The 18,044-nt window shown below is 63.7% G+C and carries 19 protein-coding genes; 17 read left to right on the top strand and 2 right to left on the bottom strand.

Annotated features, from left to right (window positions below; translation table 11 throughout):
• Positions 1–25: 25 nt before the first annotated feature.
• The 9 genes from pcaH to LDN90_RS23410 all read left to right on the top strand — a co-directional run bounded on the left by pcaH (position 26) and on the right by LDN90_RS23410 (position 7,686).
• Positions 26–910: a protocatechuate 3,4-dioxygenase subunit beta gene (pcaH, locus tag LDN90_RS23450; RefSeq protein ID WP_216927202.1), complete on the top strand. Its 885-nt coding sequence runs from the start codon at positions 26–28 to the stop codon at positions 908–910.
• Between the two features lie 4 nt (positions 911–914).
• The gene (gene pcaG, locus LDN90_RS23445; protein WP_223947339.1) at positions 915–1,514 is read left to right on the top strand and encodes a protocatechuate 3,4-dioxygenase subunit alpha; all 600 of its coding nucleotides are present in this window, start codon (positions 915–917) and stop codon (positions 1,512–1,514) included.
• Positions 1,511–2,941 carry an adenylosuccinate lyase family protein gene (locus tag LDN90_RS23440; RefSeq protein WP_223947338.1) on the top strand — a complete coding sequence of 477 codons (1,431 nt, stop codon included), beginning with the start codon at positions 1,511–1,513 and terminating at the stop codon, positions 2,939–2,941. The genes pcaG and LDN90_RS23440 overlap by 4 nt, the downstream gene beginning before the upstream one ends.
• Positions 2,934–3,737 carry an alpha/beta fold hydrolase gene (locus tag LDN90_RS23435; protein WP_223947337.1) on the top strand — a complete coding sequence of 268 codons (804 nt, stop codon included), beginning with the start codon at positions 2,934–2,936 and terminating at the stop codon, positions 3,735–3,737. Before LDN90_RS23440 ends, LDN90_RS23435 begins: the two co-directional genes overlap by 8 nt.
• Positions 3,734–4,171, top strand: coding sequence for a 4-carboxymuconolactone decarboxylase (gene pcaC, locus LDN90_RS23430; RefSeq protein ID WP_223947336.1), 438 nt, complete (start codon positions 3,734–3,736; stop codon positions 4,169–4,171). The genes LDN90_RS23435 and pcaC overlap by 4 nt, the downstream gene beginning before the upstream one ends.
• Positions 4,172–4,247: 76 nt before the next feature.
• Positions 4,248–5,462, top strand: coding sequence for a thiolase family protein (locus LDN90_RS23425; protein ID WP_223947335.1), 1,215 nt, complete (start codon positions 4,248–4,250; stop codon positions 5,460–5,462).
• A 4-nt stretch (positions 5,463–5,466) separates the two neighbouring features.
• Positions 5,467–6,168, top strand: a complete 702-nt coding sequence (locus LDN90_RS23420) for a 3-oxoacid CoA-transferase subunit A (protein ID WP_223947334.1) — start codon at positions 5,467–5,469, stop codon at positions 6,166–6,168.
• A gap of 2 nt (positions 6,169–6,170) precedes the next feature.
• Positions 6,171–6,836 carry a 3-oxoacid CoA-transferase subunit B gene (locus LDN90_RS23415; RefSeq protein WP_223947333.1) on the top strand — a complete coding sequence of 222 codons (666 nt, stop codon included), beginning with the start codon at positions 6,171–6,173 and terminating at the stop codon, positions 6,834–6,836.
• Positions 6,837–6,882: 46 nt separating this feature from the next.
• On the top strand, positions 6,883–7,686 hold the full coding sequence (locus tag LDN90_RS23410; RefSeq protein ID WP_223947332.1) for an IclR family transcriptional regulator C-terminal domain-containing protein: 804 nt from the start codon (positions 6,883–6,885) through the stop codon (positions 7,684–7,686).
• Between the two features lie 57 nt (positions 7,687–7,743).
• Here the strand turns inward: LDN90_RS23410 and LDN90_RS23405 are convergent, their stop codons facing one another.
• Positions 7,744–8,106: a DUF1801 domain-containing protein gene (locus tag LDN90_RS23405; protein ID WP_223947331.1), complete on the bottom strand. Its 363-nt coding sequence runs from the start codon at positions 8,104–8,106 to the stop codon at positions 7,744–7,746.
• Positions 8,107–8,146: 40 nt separating this feature from the next.
• Positions 8,147–8,545: a RidA family protein gene (locus LDN90_RS23400; RefSeq protein ID WP_216927234.1), complete on the bottom strand. Its 399-nt coding sequence runs from the start codon at positions 8,543–8,545 to the stop codon at positions 8,147–8,149.
• Positions 8,546–8,679: 134 nt separating this feature from the next.
• Here LDN90_RS23400 and LDN90_RS23395 point away from each other — a divergent pair, with 134 nt between their 5' ends.
• The 8 genes from LDN90_RS23395 (at position 8,680) to LDN90_RS23360 (ending at position 18,020) form a co-directional block, all read left to right on the top strand.
• Complete coding sequence (locus LDN90_RS23395; RefSeq protein WP_223947330.1) at positions 8,680–9,543, top strand: fumarylacetoacetate hydrolase family protein; 864 nt, start codon at positions 8,680–8,682, stop codon at positions 9,541–9,543.
• Between the two features lie 51 nt (positions 9,544–9,594).
• On the top strand, positions 9,595–10,077 hold the full coding sequence (locus tag LDN90_RS23390; protein WP_223947329.1) for a cupin domain-containing protein: 483 nt from the start codon (positions 9,595–9,597) through the stop codon (positions 10,075–10,077).
• A 5-nt stretch (positions 10,078–10,082) separates the two neighbouring features.
• Positions 10,083–10,949 carry an acyl-CoA thioesterase domain-containing protein gene (locus tag LDN90_RS23385; protein ID WP_223947328.1) on the top strand — a complete coding sequence of 289 codons (867 nt, stop codon included), beginning with the start codon at positions 10,083–10,085 and terminating at the stop codon, positions 10,947–10,949.
• A 59-nt stretch (positions 10,950–11,008) separates the two neighbouring features.
• Positions 11,009–12,688 (top strand): AMP-binding protein, encoded by a 1,680-nt coding sequence (locus tag LDN90_RS23380; RefSeq protein ID WP_223947327.1) that lies wholly within the window; start codon positions 11,009–11,011, stop codon positions 12,686–12,688.
• Between the two features lie 14 nt (positions 12,689–12,702).
• Entirely contained in the window at positions 12,703–15,093 is a 2,391-nt protein-coding gene (locus LDN90_RS23375) for a bifunctional salicylyl-CoA 5-hydroxylase/oxidoreductase (RefSeq protein WP_223947326.1), read from the top strand.
• A 2-nt stretch (positions 15,094–15,095) separates the two neighbouring features.
• A complete protein-coding gene (locus tag LDN90_RS23370; RefSeq protein WP_223947325.1) occupies positions 15,096–16,460 on the top strand; it encodes an MFS transporter in 1,365 nt (454 codons plus the stop codon).
• Positions 16,461–16,467: 7 nt separating this feature from the next.
• Complete coding sequence (locus tag LDN90_RS23365) at positions 16,468–16,929, top strand: thioesterase family protein (protein ID WP_223947324.1); 462 nt, start codon at positions 16,468–16,470, stop codon at positions 16,927–16,929.
• A gap of 206 nt (positions 16,930–17,135) precedes the next feature.
• The gene (locus tag LDN90_RS23360) at positions 17,136–18,020 is read left to right on the top strand and encodes a PaaX family transcriptional regulator C-terminal domain-containing protein (protein ID WP_223947323.1); all 885 of its coding nucleotides are present in this window, start codon (positions 17,136–17,138) and stop codon (positions 18,018–18,020) included.
• Positions 18,021–18,044 lie beyond the last annotated feature (24 nt).

Genomic DNA, 18,044 nt, shown 5'->3' with positions numbered 1-18,044 from the left:
TCCAACCCATCGAAAGGAGCCGACTGTGCCGCAAGAACAGACAGCACAAGTCAACTCTGCAGAAGCGCTCGAATCCGAGGAGCTCGTGCCACCTGCCGAGCCGCATGCAGCGCACGATTCCAAGAAAGTGGAAACCCAAGCGGATCTCAGCGCTGAGATGAGGGGCATCGGGGACCGCTATGCGGAGGCCCTTAAGAACGGCAGGGCGCCGGAGACCATGCCGCGCCTGGACTTCGCCCCGTACCGCAGCAGCATCCTGCGCCACCCGACCAAGAGCCTGCACCACGCGGATCCGGAGACGATCGAGCTCTACTCGCCCGCCTTCGGCCACCAGGATGTGCACGCGCTGGAATCGGACCTGACCATTCAGCACAACGGCGAGCCGCAGGGTGAGCGCATCATCGTTGCCGGCCGGGTCCTTGATGGCGACGGTCGCCCGGTTGCCGGTCAGCTCGTGGAGATCTGGCAGGCCAACGCCGCCGGCCGCTACATCCACAAACGCGATCAGCACCCCGCCCCGCTGGACCCGAACTTCACGGGCGTTGGCCGTTGCATCACTGGCGATGACGGCTCGTACAGCTTCACCACGATCAAACCCGGTGCTTACCCGTGGAAGAACCACCTGAACGCCTGGCGCCCGGCCCACATCCACTTCTCCATGTTCGGCTCGGAGTTCACGCAGCGCATCGTGACCCAGATGTACTTCCCGGGCGACCAGCTCTTCCCGTTGGACCCCATCTACCAGTCGATCGTGGACCAGGACGCCCGCGACCGCCTGGTAGCCACCTACGACCACGAACTGACCAGCCCGGAATGGGCACTCGGCTACAGGTGGGACATCATTCTGACCGGCTCCAAGCGGACCTGGACCGAAAACGAAGCATACGGCGACGCCGGGGACGAGGAGTAAGCACATGAGCAAGCTGACACCCACACCGGGCCAGACCGTCGGACCCTTCTACGGATACGCCCTCCCTTTTAATAAGGACAACGAACTCCTCGCCCCGGGAAGCCCGGGCAGCATCCGCCTCCAAGGCACGGTCTACGACGGCGCCGGCAACACCATCCCGGACGCCATCCTGGAGATCTGGCAGCCGGACTCCGAGGGCAACATCGTCCAGCGCACCGGCTCCTTGGTCCGCGATGGCTACACTTTCACCGGGTGGGGCCGCGGCTCCGTGGGCAACTCCGGCGTGTACACCTTCACCACCGTCAACCCCGGACCAACCTCGCCGGGTTCGGCCCCGTTCATCTCCGTGGCTGTGTTTGCCCGCGGCCTCATGAACCGCCTTTTCACCCGCGTGTACCTCCCGGAAAACGAGGAAGCGCTGGCCAACGATCCGCTCCTGAGCTCCCTGGACCCCGAGCGTCGCAAGACCCTGATCGCCCGTCGCGACCCCGACGGCGGCCTCACTTGGGACATCCGACTGCAGGGCGGCGACGAAACTGTATTCCTGGATTTCCAGCAGGACGGTTCACTCGATACCAGCGTCAACGCGGACTCACAGCCATGATCGACGGCGACTTCGGCCTCCTTAGCCCCGTCTCGGCGTCGCCCTCTGTTGCGGCGCTGACGGGCGACCGTGTCCTGATCGCGGCGATCCTCGACGTCGAAGCCGCCTGGGCGGTTGTCCTCGAGGAAGCGGGGCTCGTTCCTGCAGGTTCCGCCGCAGTCGTGGCCGAAGCCGCCGATCCCGGTTCTTACGACGCCGCTTCGGTGGCGGAACGCGCCCAGGGCGGGGGCAACCCTGTGATTCCGTTGCTTGGTGACCTGCGCGCCCGGGTGAAATCCCTGGACGCGGGCGCGGCATCCGCTGTGCACACCTCCCTCACCAGCCAGGACGTCCTCGACTCCGCCCTCATGCTGCTCGCCAGCCGCGCCGTTTCTGCGCTGCTCGTTGACGTGAAACGCACGACGACGGCGCTCGCCACCTTGGCAGGGGAGCACGCGGACACGCTGTGCGTGGGAAGGAGCCTGACGCAGCACGCGCTGCCGTACACCTTCGGGCTCAAGGCTGCGCAGTGGTTCCAGGGGGTGGCTGCTGCGGCTGCGCGGTTGTCTGCAGTGGAGTTACCCGTTCAGTTCGGTGGTGCGGGCGGAACCCTGGCGTCGGCGACCAAGCTGACCGCTTCCTCGCAGACCACGCCGTTTGAATTGGCGGATTCTTTGGCCTCAAAGCTTGGCCTCGCAACAGCTCCTGCTCCTTGGCACACCAACCGCCTGGCCATCACGTCCCTGGGCGATGGACTTGCCGCACTGATTGATTCCTTCGGAAAGATCGCCGCGGACCTGCTGTTCCTGAGCCGTCCGGAAGTCGCCGAGCTCGGCGAACCGCTGGCCGCCGGACGCGGGGTCTCCTCGGCCATGCCGCAGAAGCAGAACCCCGTACTGTCCGTACTCGTCCGCAGTGCGGCGCTGCAGGCACCCGGCCTCGCATCGCAGCTGCACCTCGCGGCGGCCACTTTCAACGATGAGCGCCCGGACGGTGCCTGGCACAGCGAATGGCCGGCCCTGCGTCAGCTGCTCGCGTTGGCCTTGGGGTCCGCAGGTCACGTCAGCGAACTCACGGCAGGCCTTCGTGTCTTCCCGGAAGCGATGCGCCGGAACCTCGAAATTTCGGGGCCTCTGCTCCTCAGCGAAGGTGTGATGGCCGCCGTCGCGCCTCTCCTGGGTCCGGACGGAAAACAAAAGCTGCAGAACGTCGTCGATGAAACGCTCAGGGCGCCCGCGGCCGAGCAGACGCGGATCTACACCAAGCTGCTGCGTGAGGCTGTCCCTGCGGACAAGCTCAGTGCCGCCGAACTCGAGGCACTCCTGGATCCCGCGAGCTACCTCGGTGAAGCCGCCGAAATCGCGCGCCGGATCTTTGCTGCCTATCCCGGATTCACGGGCTCTGCCGCCTCCGACTCACCGACAACGAAGGGAGCCACCCGTGGCTAAGCCAACCGTCAAGGCCGTTTTGCTGTCCCCGCAGCGATCACTCGGGGAGAAGCCTCTCCTCGTGGTGGGGCCGTCGCTGGGCACCTCCACCGTGCTTTGGACTGAAACGGCAGCGCTGCTTGGCGATGAGTACGACGTCATCGGCTGGGATCTCCCCGGCCATGGCATCTCGCCAGCCGCCACCGAAGGTTTCGATATCGCGGAACTGGCGGACGCCGTCGTCGATCTTGTTGATCTTGTGAGCCCGGGCGCGAACTTTCACTACGCCGGCGTCTCGCTGGGCGGCGCCATCGGCCTACAACTTGGCATCAAGCATGGTGACCGCCTCCGCAGCCTCTCGGTGCAGTGCAGCGGCGCCAAGATTGGCACGCCTGAAGGCTGGCTGGAGCGCGCGGAAACCGTGCGCAAATTGGGGACGCCTGTGATGATCCAAGGCTCCGCCGAGCGTTGGTTCGGTCCCGGCTTCATGGACCGCCAGCCGGAAATCAGCAGCCGCCTCCTGCACTCACTTCGCGATGCCGACCGCTTCAGCTACTCGTTCTGCTGCGAAGCCCTCGCCGGATTCGACGTCCGCGAGCAACTCGGCAGCATCACCGTTCCCACCCAGGCGATTGCCGGCGTCGAGGACTCTGTGGCGCCGCCATCGTTGGCCGAAGCTGTTGTTTCCGGTATCACCGCGGGCGGCGGTTCCGCCCAGGCGGTGGCGCTCGACGGCGTCGGGCACCTTGCGCCAGCGGAGGCGCCTGCAATTGTGGCCGGGTTGATGCGGACCTTTATGAAGGAGAACGGACGATGACCTCTTTATCTCCCGAGCGGAGTGGTGCCGTGCAGGCGGATGCCACCGGGCAGGACATTTACGACGCCGGCATGGCCGTACGGCGCGAAGTGCTCGGCAATGAGCACGTGGACCGTGCGAACGCCAATATGGACTCCTTTACCGAGGACTATCAGGACATGATCACCAGGATCGCCTGGGGTGGCATCTGGACGCGGCCCGGTCTTAGCCGGCAAATGCGCTCCGCCGTCACCCTCACGGCACTGGTGGCGCACGGTCACTGGGAGGAGCTCGCGATGCACGTTCGGGCGGCCCTCAACAACGGCCTGAGCAGGGACGAGATCAAGGAAATCCTGCTGCAGACCGCAATTTATTGCAGTGTTCCCTCGGCCAATTCGGCCTTCAAGACGGCGCAGAAAGTATTCGCCGAGATCGACGCAAACGAACCCAACTAGGTCGCATTAGTGCGCGTTTAGCCCCCTCAAAACGCGCACAACTGCGACTCAGTTGGGCAAGCAGAAAGAGAAACCCATGAACCAGGCTTTTGTGTACGACGCCGTGCGCACGCCCTTTGGCAAGTTCGGCTCCGGACTTGCTGCTGTCCGTCCCGATGACCTGGCCGCCCATGTGGTGCGTGAGTCGGTTCGACGGGCTCCGGGGCTGGATGTTGAGCGGATCGACGAGGTGGTGTTTGGCAACGCCAACGGCGCCGGCGAGGAAAACCGCAACGTTGCCCGGATGGCTACCCTGCTGGCTGGGCTGCCGGTTTCGATTCCGGGGACCACGGTCAACCGTCTCTGTGGTTCGTCGTTGGACGCCGCAATCATTGCATCCCGCCAGATCAATGCCGGCGATGCTGAGCTCATGCTGGTGGGCGGGGCAGAGTCGATGTCGCGTGCGCCGTGGGTGCTGCCGAAGACTTCCAAGCCGTACCCGGCCGGGGACATGACGCTGGCCTCCACCACGCTCGGCTGGCGTCTGGTGAACCCGGCCATGAACAAGGACTGGACCATCTCCCTGGGCGAAGCCACGGAACGGCTGCGCGAGAAGTACGGGATCACGCGGGAACGCCAGGACCAGTTCGCTGCGGACTCCCACAATCTGGCCGATGCTGGATGGAACGACGGGTTCTACGACAACCTTGTCACCGCGGTTCCGGGCACGGACCTGGTGCGGGACGAAGGAATCCGGGCTGGTTCTTCCGCGGAGAAGCTGGCGGGGTTGAAGACGGTGTTCCGTCCCGAAGGTTCAGGGCCCGACGGCGGCACGGTCACCGCCGGGAATGCGTCGCCTTTGTCTGATGGTGCTTCGGCTGCGTGGATTGGGTCGGAGGCTGCTTCGTCGATTCTTGGCATGGAGCCGTTGGCGCGTATCGCCGGGCGTGGTGCTCATGGCAACGATCCGCAGTTCTTTGGGTTCGCTCCGGTGGAGGCGGCGAACAAGGCCCTCGCGAAGGCAGGCATCGGCTGGGACCAGGTTGGCGCCGTCGAACTTAACGAAGCGTTCGCCGCGCAATCGCTGGCGTGCGTTGACGCGTGGGGGATCGACCCCTCGATCGTGAACCGCCACGGCGGGGCCATTGCGATGGGCCACCCGCTCGGTGCCTCCGGTACCCGCATCCTGGGTACGTTGGCGCGGTCGTTGCAGGCCTCCGGACAGCGCTGGGGAGTGGCGGCGATCTGCATTGGGGTTGGGCAGGGCTTGGCTGTGGTGCTGGAAAACGTAACTGGTTCTGTGAAGGGTTAGGACGATGCTGAATTTCATTGACACTGTTGCCGAGGCCGTGGCCGGGATCAAGGACGGGTCTACGGTGATGATCGGCGGGTTCGGCAATGCAGGGCAGCCGTTCGAATTGATCGACGCACTCATGGACTGCGGCGCGAAGGACCTGACCGTGGTGAACAACAATGCCGGCCAGGGCGACCAGGGCCTGGCGTTGCTGATCAAGGAAGGCCGGGTCCGCAAAATGATCTGTTCCTTCCCGCGGCAGTCCGATTCCTGGCACTTCGATGCCAAGTTCCATGCAGGTGAGATCGAACTGGAACTCGTTCCGCAGGGGAACCTGGCTGAGCGTATCCGGGCCGCGGGGGCCGGGATTGGCGGGTTCTTCACTCCAACCGGCTACGGCACCACGCTGGCCGAGGGCAAGGAAACCCGGATCATCGACGGCCGCGGCCAGGTGTTCGAGACGCCCATCCACGCCGACGTCGCGCTGATCAAGGCGCTCAAGGCGGACGGCAAGGGCAACCTCGTCTATCGCAAGACCGCCAGGAACTTCGGCCCGATCATGGCCGCTGCTGCCAAGCACACCATTGTGCAGGTCTCGGAGATCGTGCCCACCGGGTCGCTGGATCCGGAGAACGTGGTGACCCCGGGCATTTACGTCAACAGCGTTGTCCGCGTGGACTCCGCCGCTTCTGAAACGCTTAGTTCGAACGGAAAGGTGGCCTGAGCATGGGCACGCAGACAAGCATCCAGACCTCCGAAAAGCCCTTGGGCCGCGACGAACTCGCCCAGTTGGTGGCCCGAGATATCGCGCCGGGTTCGTTCGTGAACCTGGGCATCGGTCAGCCGACCCTCGTCTCGAACTACCTCACCGAGGAACAGAACATCACGCTCCACACCGAGAACGGGATGCTCGGGATGGGCCCGGCCGCCGTTGGGGACGAGGTCGATGGTGACTTGATCAACGCCGGCAAGATCCCCGTCACTGAGCTGCCCGGAGCCTCGTACTTCCACCACGCCGATTCGTTCGCGATCATGCGCGGCGGCCACCTGGACATCTGCGTCCTCGGAGCGTTCCAGGTCTCCGCCACAGGCGACCTCGCCAACTGGCACACCGGCGCCCCGGACGCGATCCCCGCCGTCGGAGGTGCCATGGATCTGGCCACGGGCGCTAAGGACGTGTTCGTCATGATGACTTTGTTGACCCGCGAGGGCGTATCCAAACTTGTGGAGCAATGCACCTATCCCCTGACCGGCGTGGGATGCGTGACCCGCGTCTACACCGACAAGGCCGTCTTCCTCACAGGTCCCGAAGGTGTGACAGTCCGCGAGACGTTCGGCTGCACCTTCGAGGAAATCCAGGAGCTCGTACCCCTACCCCTGAAAAAGGCATAGCAGGCCCCGCAAGTTGGCCCCGCAACGCCCCCTAGGATTGGTAACCATGAGCGAATCGGCAGTAACCCCGCAGGCCAGCGACCAGTACGTCCAGTCGCTGGCCCGGGGACTCGCCGTAATCCGGGCCTTCGATGCGAACAACCCCGTGATGACCCTCAGTGAGGTCGCAGCCCGCACTGACCTGACTCGCGCCACGGCCCGCCGTTTTCTGCACACCCTCGTGGAGCTCGGCTACGTTCGCACGGACGGCAAAACCTTCGCGCTCACGGCCAAGGTGCTGCAGCTCGGCTACTCGTACCTTTCGGCGTTGTCACTGCCGCAGTTAGCCCAGCCGCACTTGGAGGAACTGTCCTTGAAGCTGGGGGAGTCCACCTCGGCCGCAGTGCTCGACGGACCGGACATCTTCTACGTTGCCCGCGTAGCCACAAAGCGCATCATGAACGTCGGCATCACCGTGGGTACCCGCTTCCCCGCGTACGCAACGTCGATGGGTCGGGTCCTGCTCGCCGGCTTGCCGCAGGCGAAACTTGAGGCTTACCTTTCGACGGCGGAACTCACCCCGCTCACGCCGCGAACCGTCGCCAACGCGGCAGACTTGAGGGCCGCCGTCGAACGTGTCCGTACGCAAGGCTGGTGTCTTCTGGACCAAGAGTTGGAGATCGGGCTAATGTCCATCGCGGCCCCGGTGTGGAACCACAACAATGGCGACAACGTAGCGGCGATCAATGTGTCCCTCCAGGCGCAGGCCGTGGCAGCTAAGCCTGACCCGGAGAAATATCTCGAGTCCGTGCGGCAGGAAGTCGTCGCAACGGCCAACGCGATCTCACGGGACGTCTCCGCCAAGCACTAACGGAACTGACTGGCATTAGTGGTTACTCTAAGCCTTCATAACATCTGGCGGTGGGGACTAGTTGGGCCGGGGCGGCTGCTTCCGGATTGCAGCCAGCCGCGTCTCAAGAATCCGCCGAACCATGGAATCCGGCACAGGGTTGTCAGCCGAGAACCGCAATGTCCCCGGCGACCACGAGTAACCGCCAAGCTCCTCCGACATCTCCGGCAGGATCTGGCCGCTAAACGGGTATAAGGCCAAGTGCTTCTTTGTTTCGAGTACGCTCACGAAGCCCTTGCCGTCCACAAGCAAGGCAGGCATGCCGTAGCTGGTGCCTTCCTCGGCGTCGGGCGCGAGTTCCCGGGCGATGTCAACGATCCGCTCCAGCATCTGCCGGTTGTTTTCGCTGACGCTGGCCAAGTATTCGGTGACGGTTCCCATGGGGACATCCTCCGGCACCGCAAGCGGAAGAGCCAGAGACTTAGCGCTCGGGAATCACCGCGATGCCCTGGATTTCGATCATGGCCTCTTTCTGCCACAGCCGGGTGACACCGATGCCGGCCATCGCCGGGTACTGCGAGCCAGCCATTTCACGCCAGATGCGTCCGATCTCGCGGCCGTTCGCCATGTAGTCATCTACGTCCGTGAGGTAGATAGTGACGTTGACGAGGTCCTCCGGCTGCCCGCCCGCTTCCCGGAGCGTGGTCAGCACGTTGGAAAACGCCTGCGTAAACTGCTCCACGATGCCGCCGGGAACGATGTTCATGTTCTTGTCCAAGGCAGTCTGTCCACCCAGGAACACCGTGTTGCCGGCGAGCATGCCGTGCGCAAAACCGGATGGCTTGGGGAGTGACTCCGGGTTGATTGTTTTGTGGCTCATGCTGTTCCTCCTTGTTGTGGCAACTGCAAAAACTTTTGAAATGCCTCTGTGCAGATCATTTCTGCCGTGCTACGTTGAGCATATGTGACGATCGTAAAAAAGTCGACACATTGAATCTCGAAGGAGCAGAACCCATGAAACTTGCCACCTTGCGCACCTCCAGCGGAAGTACGAGGGCGGCACTCGCCACGGGCGCCGACACGTACCTTGCGCTGCCGGCCACGGACGTCGGCGCGCTCCTGGCCCAGCCGGAATGGCGCTCCATCACCAAGAAGGCAGCGGAAGCAGCGGTGGAGGGCGGGCAGCCCGTCATCGGAGCAACTGAAGCTGACTTTGCCCCGCTACTGCCCCGCGCCGGAAAAGTCATCTGTTGCGGACTGAACTACGGGGATCACATCCAGGAAATGGGACGCGAACTTCCTGAATTTCCGACGCTGTTCGCCAAGTACGCTGACACCCTGATCGGAGCCGCGGACGTCGTAGAAGTCCATGGCAGCGGTCGCGTGGACTGGGAAGCCGAGTTGGCCGTCGTCGTGGGTTCTGAACTGTTTCGTGCCGACGAAGACCAGGCCCGGGCGGCGATCGCCGGGTACACCGTTGCCAATGACGTCTCCATGCGTGACTGGCAGAACCGCACCCTGCAGTGGTTCCAGGGCAAGGCTTTCGACGCAACCACACCAGTGGGCCCCGTGATGTTGACTGCGGACGAGGCAAGCGAAAGCTTCGAAGTCCGTGGCTACGTCAATGGGGAGCTCGTGCAGCAGGGCAATACCAGCACCCTGGTGTTCGGCCCCGCACAACTCCTGTCCTACATTTCCCAGTTCACAGTCCTGCGCCCCGGCGACCTCGTACTCACGGGCACGCCGGGGGGAGTGGGCATGGGAATGACCCCGCCGCGCTTCCTGAACGACGGCGACATCCTCACCACCGAAATCGACGGCATCGGCCGCTTGGAAAACCAGTTCCGAATCCACGCGCCAGTCCCTGCCAACGCCTAAACCCCCGCCGACGCCTAAGACCCACAGCCAAACAGCCAAAAGGAGAACCCCATGAGCCAGACCACCACCGACTACCGCCTCGAAGGCGACAACTCCATCTACGCCGGCCCTGACGGCAAGGTGGTCCCCGTTGTGACCCGGGCCGGTGAAGAAGACACCAACACCGCCCAGTCCGGCGACGCCATCCGCGTCTCCGGTGTGAGCATCCAGCACACGCCGGCAACCAAGATCTGGTTCGGCCAGGTTTCCAACACGCCCGGGTACCGTTCCTTGCCCCACCACCACGGCGAAGCGGAAACGGGTGGCTATGTACTTCGTGGGCACGGCCGCATCTACTTCGGCGAAAACTACTCAGAATTCATCGACATGAAGGCCGGTGACTGGGTATTCGTTCCCCCGTTCATGCCACACGTCGAAGCAAACATGTCCGTCACCGAAGAACTCGTGTGGCTCACGGCCCGCACCCCGGAGAACCTCGTGGTCAACCTCGAGGACGTTCCGGACGAAACCCTCGCCGACTACCGTCGGGCATAACCACCATGATCACTGGAACCTTGACCTCGGAGACCTTCCTGAGGGCTGTGGACCTCACCCCAGCAGAGGCCCAGGTTTTCGACGAAGCGTATGAGGCCACCACCCAGTACGTACCGTGGCCCAAGGCTTACGGCGGAGACATGGTGGCCCAGGCTGCAGCCGCAATGATGCGTTCGGTGGACGCCGACAGGCAGCTCCACTCGATGCATAGCTACTTCATGCGGCCCGTGGACATCGGTGCCCATGTTCGTTATGAAGTGGAGCGTTTACGTGACGGTCGCGGCTATTCCACCCGTAATGTCCGTGGTTTCCAGAATGGCAAGCCTGTATATGCCGCGATGGGTTCGTTCCAGGTTCCCGAAGATGGTCCGGACTTCCAGCCGGAGGCTCCTGCCGCCGTCGAGCCTGAGTCTCTGCGCTCCGCAGCGGAAGCACTGGACGGGACGGAAGGCCCAGCCGCAGACTATTGGTCTACGGGCCGTAGCTTCGATATGCGGCATATTCCGGGACCGGTATACATCGAGCTTGAGGGTGGATCCATGCCGCAGCAGGCAATTTGGGTCCAGGCTTTCGACAGCCTCCCCGACGACGCCAACCTCCACCGTACTGCCCTTGCCTACGTTTGCGACTACACGATCCTGGAGCCGCTACTCCGGGTCAACGGACTCAACTGGTCCAGTCCCGGGCTCGCCACCGCAAGCCTTGACCACTCCATGTGGTTCCACCGCGATGGCCGCGCCGACGACTGGGTCCTCTATGCACAAGAGGCCATATCCGGCCAGAGCAACAGGGGCCTGGCCATGGGCCGCTTCTTCGATCGGCAAGGAAGACTCCTCGCTACAGTCGCCCAAGAAGGCATGATCCGCGCCTGAACAGCTTTACCCCCAACACCATCCCCAGCTTCACTGATGCACCACTGAAAGGAACGGCCATGAGCATGACGCCATCGGCCCACGTGGACACGTTCACCCGCGACCACCTGCCGCCCGCCGACACTTGGCCGGCGCTCGAATTTACCCTGCCGGAACTCCACTACCCGGAGCGGCTGAACGCAGCCGCCGTGCTGATCGACAACGCCGTCGAGACGTACGGCCCGGACCGGCCAGCGCTCCGTACTCCGGATGGCACCGTCTGGTCTTATGGACAGTTGCAGCTGCACTCCAACCAGGTTGCCCAGGTCCTTACCGAAGACCTCGGGGTAGAACCCGGAAACCGCGTGCTGCTACGTGGCCCCAACAATCCATGGCTGGTTGCCGCTTGGCTTGGCGTGCTTAAGGCGGGCGCCGTGGTGGTCACCACGATGCCCATGCTGCGTTCCAGCGAGGTCGCCACGTTGATCCAGCTCACCAAGCCCGTGGTCGCGATTTCCGATCACCGCTTCGTGGATGAGCTCGCGACGGCGGCAGGCGAGGACGTCGCCGTCCTGAGCTATGGAGGGCCCGACGACGGCGACCTCACCGCGCGTTGCGAAGGCAAGAGTGGGGAGTTCACGGCTGTGGACACGTCTGCGGACGACGTAGCCCTGCTGGGTCCAACATCCGGAACCACGGGTGTGCCCAAGGTGACCATGCATTTCCATCGCGACGTCCTGGCGAATGCGGACACTTTTGCCCGCCACGTCCTGCAGCCCACAGCTGATGATGTCTTCGCCGGTTCCCCTCCGCTTGCTTTCACGTTCGGGCTCGGCGGATTGGTGATCTTCCCGCTGCGGTTTGGCGCGTCGTCGCTTCTGACCGAGAAGGCCGGCCCTGTGGAACTGGCCGAGCATGCTTCGGCTGCCGGGGCCACCATCCTTTTCACGGCTCCTACTGCCTACCGGGCGATCCTGAAGGAAAAGCGCGGGGACTTGCTTCGTGGCCTTCGCGTTGCTGTTTCGGCGGGGGAGCACCTGTCCAAGGAGACGTGGGAAGCCGTCCGTGAGGCGACGGGCCTGAAGCTGGTCAATGGTATCGGCGCCACAGAGTTGCTTCACGTGTTCATTTCCGCTGCCGGGGATGACATCCGTCCGGGTACTACCGGCAAGGCCGTGCCGGGCTTCAGGGCAACCATTCTTGATCAGGACGGCAACGAGCTTGGCCCTGGCCAGTCCGGCCGGCTGGCCGTGATTGGGCCCACGGGTTGCCGCTACCTCGACGACGCACGCCAAGCGAATTACGTGGTGAATGGCTGGAATGTCACGGGCGATACGTTCTCCATGGATGAGGACGGGTACTTCACATACCAGGCCCGGTCCGACAACATGATCGTTTCTTCCGGCTACAACATCGGCGCGCCCGAGGTGGAAACCGCCATCGACCAGCACCCGGACGTGGTGGAGAACGCGGTGATCGGCCGGCCTGATCCTGAGCGCGGGAGCATCGTGTGTGCGTTTATCGTCCTGCGCGAGGGTGTCATTGGCGACGCCGCCAAGCGCAAGGAAATCCAGGACTTCGTGAAGCAGACCATCGCTCCGTACAAGTACCCGCGCGATGTCCGCTTCGTTACCGAGCTGCCGAGGAACCCCAGCGGCAAACTCCAGCATTTCAAGCTCCGCGATGGCCTGCTCAACGAGAGCGCCACAGGCGAAGCGGAAACCCAAGAACTTACCCCTGCTGGCCAGAGCCAGGCTTGAGAAGGAGCATGAGCATGAAGATCGCTATTGTTGGAGGCGGCCCGGGCGGGTTGTATTTCGCGGCTTTGATGAAGCAGTTGGATCCGTCGCATGAGATCACGTTGTGGGAGCGCAATGCTGCCAGTGACACGTTTGGGTTTGGTGTGGTGTTTTCCGATGAGACCCTGGGCGGGATCGGTAACGCTGATCCGGTGGTGGCGGAGTACATGAGTCGCCGGTTCGCGCGGTGGTCCGATATTGATATCCATTTCCGTGGCGAAATGATGACGGTGGGCGGGCAGGGGTTCGCGGCGATGAGCCGCAAAGAGCTGCTGGAGTTGCTGCAGCGCCGGTGCCTGGAGTTGGGCGTGGATGTCCGGTTCTCCACCATGGCCCCGGCCATCGAGGATCTGGAGGCGAACTATGATTTGGTGCTCGCCGCGGACGGGGTGAATTCGCAGATCCGCGCCAAGTACGCGGACGCGTTCGGCCCGGACCTGGATCCGCGGTCCAATAAGTTCATGTGGCTGGGCACGGACCAGGTGTTCGAGGCTTTCAAGTTCTTCGTCAAGGACACCGAGTTCGGTGTGATGCAGATCCACGGCTACCCGTACTCCGATGAGGGCTCGACGTTCATTGTGGAAATGCACCAGGACGTCTGGCACGCGGCGGGCTTCGATGAGACCGCGGACGAGGTTTTCCCTCCCGGGGTGTCGGATGAGAAGGCGATCGCGAAGATCCGCACCCTTTTCGCGGAGGAACTGGACGGGTACGAGGTCTTGTCGAACAATTCCAAGTGGATCAACTTCACCACGGTGCGGAACCAGAGCTGGCGCAAGGGCAACGTGGTGCTGCTCGGCGACGCGGCCCATACCGCGCATTTCTCGATCGGATCCGGGACGAAGCTGGCCATGGAAGACTCGCTGGCCCTGGCCGCGTGCCTGCACGAACACCCCTCCATTGGGGAAGCCTTGGAAGCCTATGAGGCTGAACGGCGTCCCGTGGTCGCCTCGACCCAGCGCGCGGCGCAGGCATCCCTGGAATGGTTTGAACGGATCGGCCAGTACAAGGACCAGGACCCTACCCGGTTCGCGTTCAACCTGCTCACCCGAAGCCGCCGTATCACCCAGGAAAACCTGCGCCTGCGCGATCCCGAATTCGCCCAGGCCGTGGACCGGAACTTCGCCGAGTCCCAGGGCCTGACCCAGGTCGCGCCGGCCATGTTCCAGCCCTACACCATCGGCGGTCTGGAGGTGAAGAACCGCATTGTGGTCTCGCCCATGGACATGTACTCCGCGACCGACGGGATCCCGGGGGACTTCCACAAAGTCCACCTCGGCTCCAAGGCCCTGGGCGGGGCGGGTCTGGTGATGACCGAGATGGTGTGCGTGTCCGAAACCGGGCGCATCACCCCGGGCTGCTCCGGCCTCTACACCGATGAACAGCGTGAGAGTTGGAAGGAAATCGTGGACTTCGTCCACGCCCGTTCCACCGCGAAGATCGGCGCGCAGCTGGGCCACTCCGGCCGCAAGGGCTCCACGAAACTCATGTGGGAAGGCATCGACCAGCCCCTCGAAACCGGCAACTGGACCGCTGTCGGCCCGTCCGCGGTGCCGTACGGGCCGGAGAACCAGACCCCGGTTGAGCTGGACCGTGCCGGGATGGACACCATCCGGGACGAGTTCGTCGCCGCCACGATCCGCGCCGATGAGGCCGGCTTTGACCTGCTCGAGGTCCACGCCGCGCACGGCTACCTGCTCTCCTCCTTCCTCTCCCCGGTCTCGAACCAGCGCACCGACGAATACGGCGGCAGCCTGGCCAACCGGTTGCGGTTCCCGCTGGAAGTCTTCGACGCCGTCCGCGCGGTGTGGCCCGCCCACAAACCGGTCACGGTGCGGATCTCCGCGACGGACTGGATCGAAGGCGGGAACACCTCCGAGGATTCCGTGGCGATCGCGAAGGCATTCGTGGAGCACGGCGCGGCCGGGCTGGACGTGTCCACCGGCCAGGTCGCCAAGGAAGAAAAACCCGCGTTCGGGCGCTCCTACCAAACCCCGTTCGCGGACCGTATCCGCCAGGAAGTCGCCGCTCCCGCCGGGGTGGCCGTGATCGCCGTCGGCGCGATCTCCAGCTACGACGACGTGAACTCCATCCTCCTCGCCGGACGCGCGGACCTCATCGCCCTGGGCCGCACCCACCTCTACGACCCCCAATGGACCCTGCACGCCGCCGCTGAACAGGAATACCACGGCCCCGGCGCGCAATGGATCCCGCAATTCCGCGCCGGCCGCCGCAAACCCCCCACCACCCGCACCGACGCCATCCGCCCCCGCCTGTCCCTCCTAAAAGAACCCGACACCGAACAAACAACCACCCACCTCCGCTGGACACCCGCGTCCGCCACTGCATCTGCGTCGGTGAAGTAGCCATGGCCGCCGCACCGGTTACTAACTGGAACGTGCCCAAGCGCACCACCGGCTTGGTGTTGATTTGTTGCTGGCTCGCGATCCTCGCCGAGGGTTACGACGTCGGCGTGCTGGGGGCAGTGCTTCCGGCGCTGGCCGAGTACAAGCAATGGAACCTCAGCCCGCTTGCCCTGGGCGGGCTGGGATCATATGCCTTGATCGGCATGCTTATTGGGGCCCTGTTCATCGGGACTCTGAGCGACCTCGTAGGCCGCAAGAAGATGCTGTTGGCCTCCATGGTGATCTTCACCCTCACCCAGGCAGGGGCGGCCTGGGCTCCCACGCCCGAGCTGTTTGGCATCTTCCGGCTCATCGGCGGTCTGGGCATGGGCGGTGTCATCCCCGTGGCGGCAGCCCTGACCATCGAGTATTCCGCTCCCAATAGGCGTTCCTACAATTATGGCCTCATGTATTCGGGCTACTCGCTGGGCATCGTTGCGGCCGCGCTTGCTGCAATGTTCGTGCTCCCCGTTGGTGGCTGGAGGGCCGTGATTGCTATTGGTGCCGCGCCTATTGTCCTGCTGCCGATCATTTGGAAGTTCCTCCCGGAATCGTTGGAGTACCTCGAGTCCAAGGGACGCAAGACGGAGGCCAAGGCTTTGGCTGCCAAGCTGGAGATCGCTGACTACCAGCCGGTTGCACCGGTGGCCCAGCCCGGTTCACACACCGCCGATCCGTGGTGGAAAACCATCACCACGATGTTCTCCAGGAAATACCTGCGGTCCACGGTGTTCTTCTGGGTTTCCCTGTTCTGCGGCCTGGTACTCGTCTACGGGCTCAACACCTGGCTGCCGAGCATCATGAAGAAGGCCGGCTACGATCTGGGCTCGTCCCTGACGTTCCTGTTGGTCTTCAGCCTGGCATCAGCCATCGGCGGCCTGCTCCTGGGCCGTGCGGCAGACAAGTACGGCAAGAAGCTCATCCTGGTGGTGTTCTACATCCTGGGTGGCCTGGGCATCATGCTCCTCGTCTTCCCCAACACCATGGTGGTCAACTTGCTGTTCGTAGCATTTGCAGGCGTCGGTTCGATCTCCACGTCCTTGGTCCTGACCGGTTACATCGCTGACTACTACCCGGCCAAGGTTCGCGGTACGGCCACGGGTTGGGCTCTCAGCTTTGCCCGCCTGGGCGCAATCTCCGGTCCGTTGATCGGTGGCTGGATCGCGGGTTCCAAGCTGCCCTTCGAAGCCAACTTCGCGATCTTCGCCGGCATCGCAGTGGTGGCCGCAGCCGCCGTCGCAATGATTCCAAAGCCCACCCCGGAGGCGCCTGGTGTGGCGTCCAGCGCGGATCCGGACGACGAGACCGCGGTAGTCAGCACCCGCTAGGAGAATCATGGACGCGTTTCCTGCAGCGAGTGTTGAGCGGACGGTTGAGTGGGTGGACACCGACGCCTCCGGCCACCAACACAATTCGGCCATCCTCCGATGGGTGGAAGCCGCCGAGGCGGAGCTATTCCGCTCCTTGGAGCTGCCCGACTACTTCCCCAACGCTCCTCGCGTCCAGCAGGTGATCAACTACAAGGCCAAGCTCTGGTTCGGCCAGCGCGTCACCGCCACGGTGAAAATCCACGCGCTCGGCCGGACCTCGCTGACCATGGCCTTCGAGGTCCGCGGCCACCCCCTTGATGATGCGGCCCGCGGAACGCCCGACGGCGTCACCCACCAAGGTGCATCGTCGGACGGCAGCGAGGTGGCCGCCTTTGGGACGGTGACCACGGTCCACGTCCCCAACGGCACAACGGCGTCCCAGCCTTGGCCGGAGCATTTCGTCCGGGCAGTGCGCTGTGTTGATTAACTCCGACGAGACAGCAGTTAGCCCTAATGTCGAGCTGCCTTGGCAATGGGGCTAACTGCCATCCGTTTGACCTCACGATGTGGCTGACAACAAGGACGCCGTCCGGATCAGCTGGCAGAGCATCAGCCTTCGCCGCCATTGATGGTTCCCAACCTATGATGAACATGACTGGCGCCTTACCATGGCGCGGAAATGAGGGTCCTTCAATGTTCGCCGTCCCGGCGCCCGCGGTGCGCCATCAGCAACTCCTGGTCACCATCTTCGGTCTTTATGGCAGGAATGCTGGTGATGCGTTGCCGGTCTCCGCACTGGTTTCGATGCTCGGTACACTCGGCTATGACGCGCCCGGTGTGAGATCGTCCGTCTCCAGGCTTAAGGCAAAGGGTGTCCTGAAGAGCGTCCGCGAAGGCGGCATTGCCAAGTACAAGATCGCCGAATCAGTGAGCGACGTTTTCCGTGAAGGTGATCGGCGGATCTTCGCCCCGGAACAGCCAGCTCCGGTGGATACGTGGGTGCTCGCCGTGTTCTCCGTGCCTGAGTCGATGCGGAACCGCCGGCACCAGCTGAGGTCCGCTTTGTCCAGCCTGGGATTTGGGTCCGTGGCGTCTGGTGTATGGATCGCTCCGGCCCACAAGCTGGAGCAGGCTCGCGACCGTCTCACTGCCAGCGGGCTGATCGAATTCGTAGACCTTTTCCGCAGCGACTACGTTTTCGATGGCCCAATGCGCCCCAAGATCTCCGAATGGTGGGATCTCAAGGAACTCGATGAACAGTTCACGGAGTTCCTTGAGATCTACCGGGGCGCAGAGCAGCAGTGGATTGACCTGGTGGGCACCGATCCTGAGGCGGCCTTGGCTGATTCCACGGCCGAGTTACGACGCGACGCTTTCCGCTACTACATCCCGATGCTCACCCTGTGGCGCAAATTCCCGTACCGGGACCCAAATCTCCCGGCGGACTACCTTCCGCCCGAGTGGCATGGGCCGGAAGTCCGCCGGACCTTCCAGGCGGTCCATCGGCTCGCGGCGCCGCTCGCTGCAGCACACGCGCATGAGGTCATCAGCGAAGCTTTGGACCCTGTCCTGACGTAGCCGACGGTCCTGACGTAGCCGCTG

This window comes from Arthrobacter sp. NtRootA1, from assembly GCF_019976975.1.
Classification (GTDB): domain Bacteria; phylum Actinomycetota; class Actinomycetes; order Actinomycetales; family Micrococcaceae; genus Arthrobacter; species Arthrobacter aromaticivorans.
This window is presented reverse-complemented; position numbering and strand designations above follow the sequence as displayed.

What these genes read in the sequence shown, in the direction of transcription:
- pcaG (WP_223947339.1), top strand. Translation starts at nt 915, where the DNA reads ATGAGCAAGCTGACACCCACACCGGGCCAGACCGTCGGACCCTTCTAC.
- LDN90_RS23440 (WP_223947338.1), top strand. Translation starts at nt 1,511, where the DNA reads ATGATCGACGGCGACTTCGGCCTCCTTAGCCCCGTCTCGGCGTCGCCC.
- pcaC (WP_223947336.1), top strand. Translation starts at nt 3,734, where the DNA reads ATGACCTCTTTATCTCCCGAGCGGAGTGGTGCCGTGCAGGCGGATGCC.
- LDN90_RS23425 (WP_223947335.1), top strand. Translation starts at nt 4,248, where the DNA reads ATGAACCAGGCTTTTGTGTACGACGCCGTGCGCACGCCCTTTGGCAAG.
- LDN90_RS23420 (WP_223947334.1), top strand. Translation starts at nt 5,467, where the DNA reads ATGCTGAATTTCATTGACACTGTTGCCGAGGCCGTGGCCGGGATCAAG.
- LDN90_RS23415 (WP_223947333.1), top strand. Translation starts at nt 6,171, where the DNA reads ATGGGCACGCAGACAAGCATCCAGACCTCCGAAAAGCCCTTGGGCCGC.
- LDN90_RS23410 (WP_223947332.1), top strand. Translation starts at nt 6,883, where the DNA reads ATGAGCGAATCGGCAGTAACCCCGCAGGCCAGCGACCAGTACGTCCAG.
- LDN90_RS23405 (WP_223947331.1), bottom strand. Translation starts at nt 8,106, where the DNA reads ATGGGAACCGTCACCGAATACTTGGCCAGCGTCAGCGAAAACAACCGG.
- LDN90_RS23400 (WP_216927234.1), bottom strand. Translation starts at nt 8,545, where the DNA reads ATGAGCCACAAAACAATCAACCCGGAGTCACTCCCCAAGCCATCCGGT.
- LDN90_RS23395 (WP_223947330.1), top strand. Translation starts at nt 8,680, where the DNA reads ATGAAACTTGCCACCTTGCGCACCTCCAGCGGAAGTACGAGGGCGGCA.
- LDN90_RS23390 (WP_223947329.1), top strand. Translation starts at nt 9,595, where the DNA reads ATGAGCCAGACCACCACCGACTACCGCCTCGAAGGCGACAACTCCATC.
- LDN90_RS23385 (WP_223947328.1), top strand. Translation starts at nt 10,083, where the DNA reads ATGATCACTGGAACCTTGACCTCGGAGACCTTCCTGAGGGCTGTGGAC.
- LDN90_RS23380 (WP_223947327.1), top strand. Translation starts at nt 11,009, where the DNA reads ATGAGCATGACGCCATCGGCCCACGTGGACACGTTCACCCGCGACCAC.
- LDN90_RS23375 (WP_223947326.1), top strand. Translation starts at nt 12,703, where the DNA reads ATGAAGATCGCTATTGTTGGAGGCGGCCCGGGCGGGTTGTATTTCGCG.
- LDN90_RS23370 (WP_223947325.1), top strand. Translation starts at nt 15,096, where the DNA reads ATGGCCGCCGCACCGGTTACTAACTGGAACGTGCCCAAGCGCACCACC.
- LDN90_RS23365 (WP_223947324.1), top strand. Translation starts at nt 16,468, where the DNA reads ATGGACGCGTTTCCTGCAGCGAGTGTTGAGCGGACGGTTGAGTGGGTG.
- LDN90_RS23360 (WP_223947323.1), top strand. Translation starts at nt 17,136, where the DNA reads ATGTTCGCCGTCCCGGCGCCCGCGGTGCGCCATCAGCAACTCCTGGTC.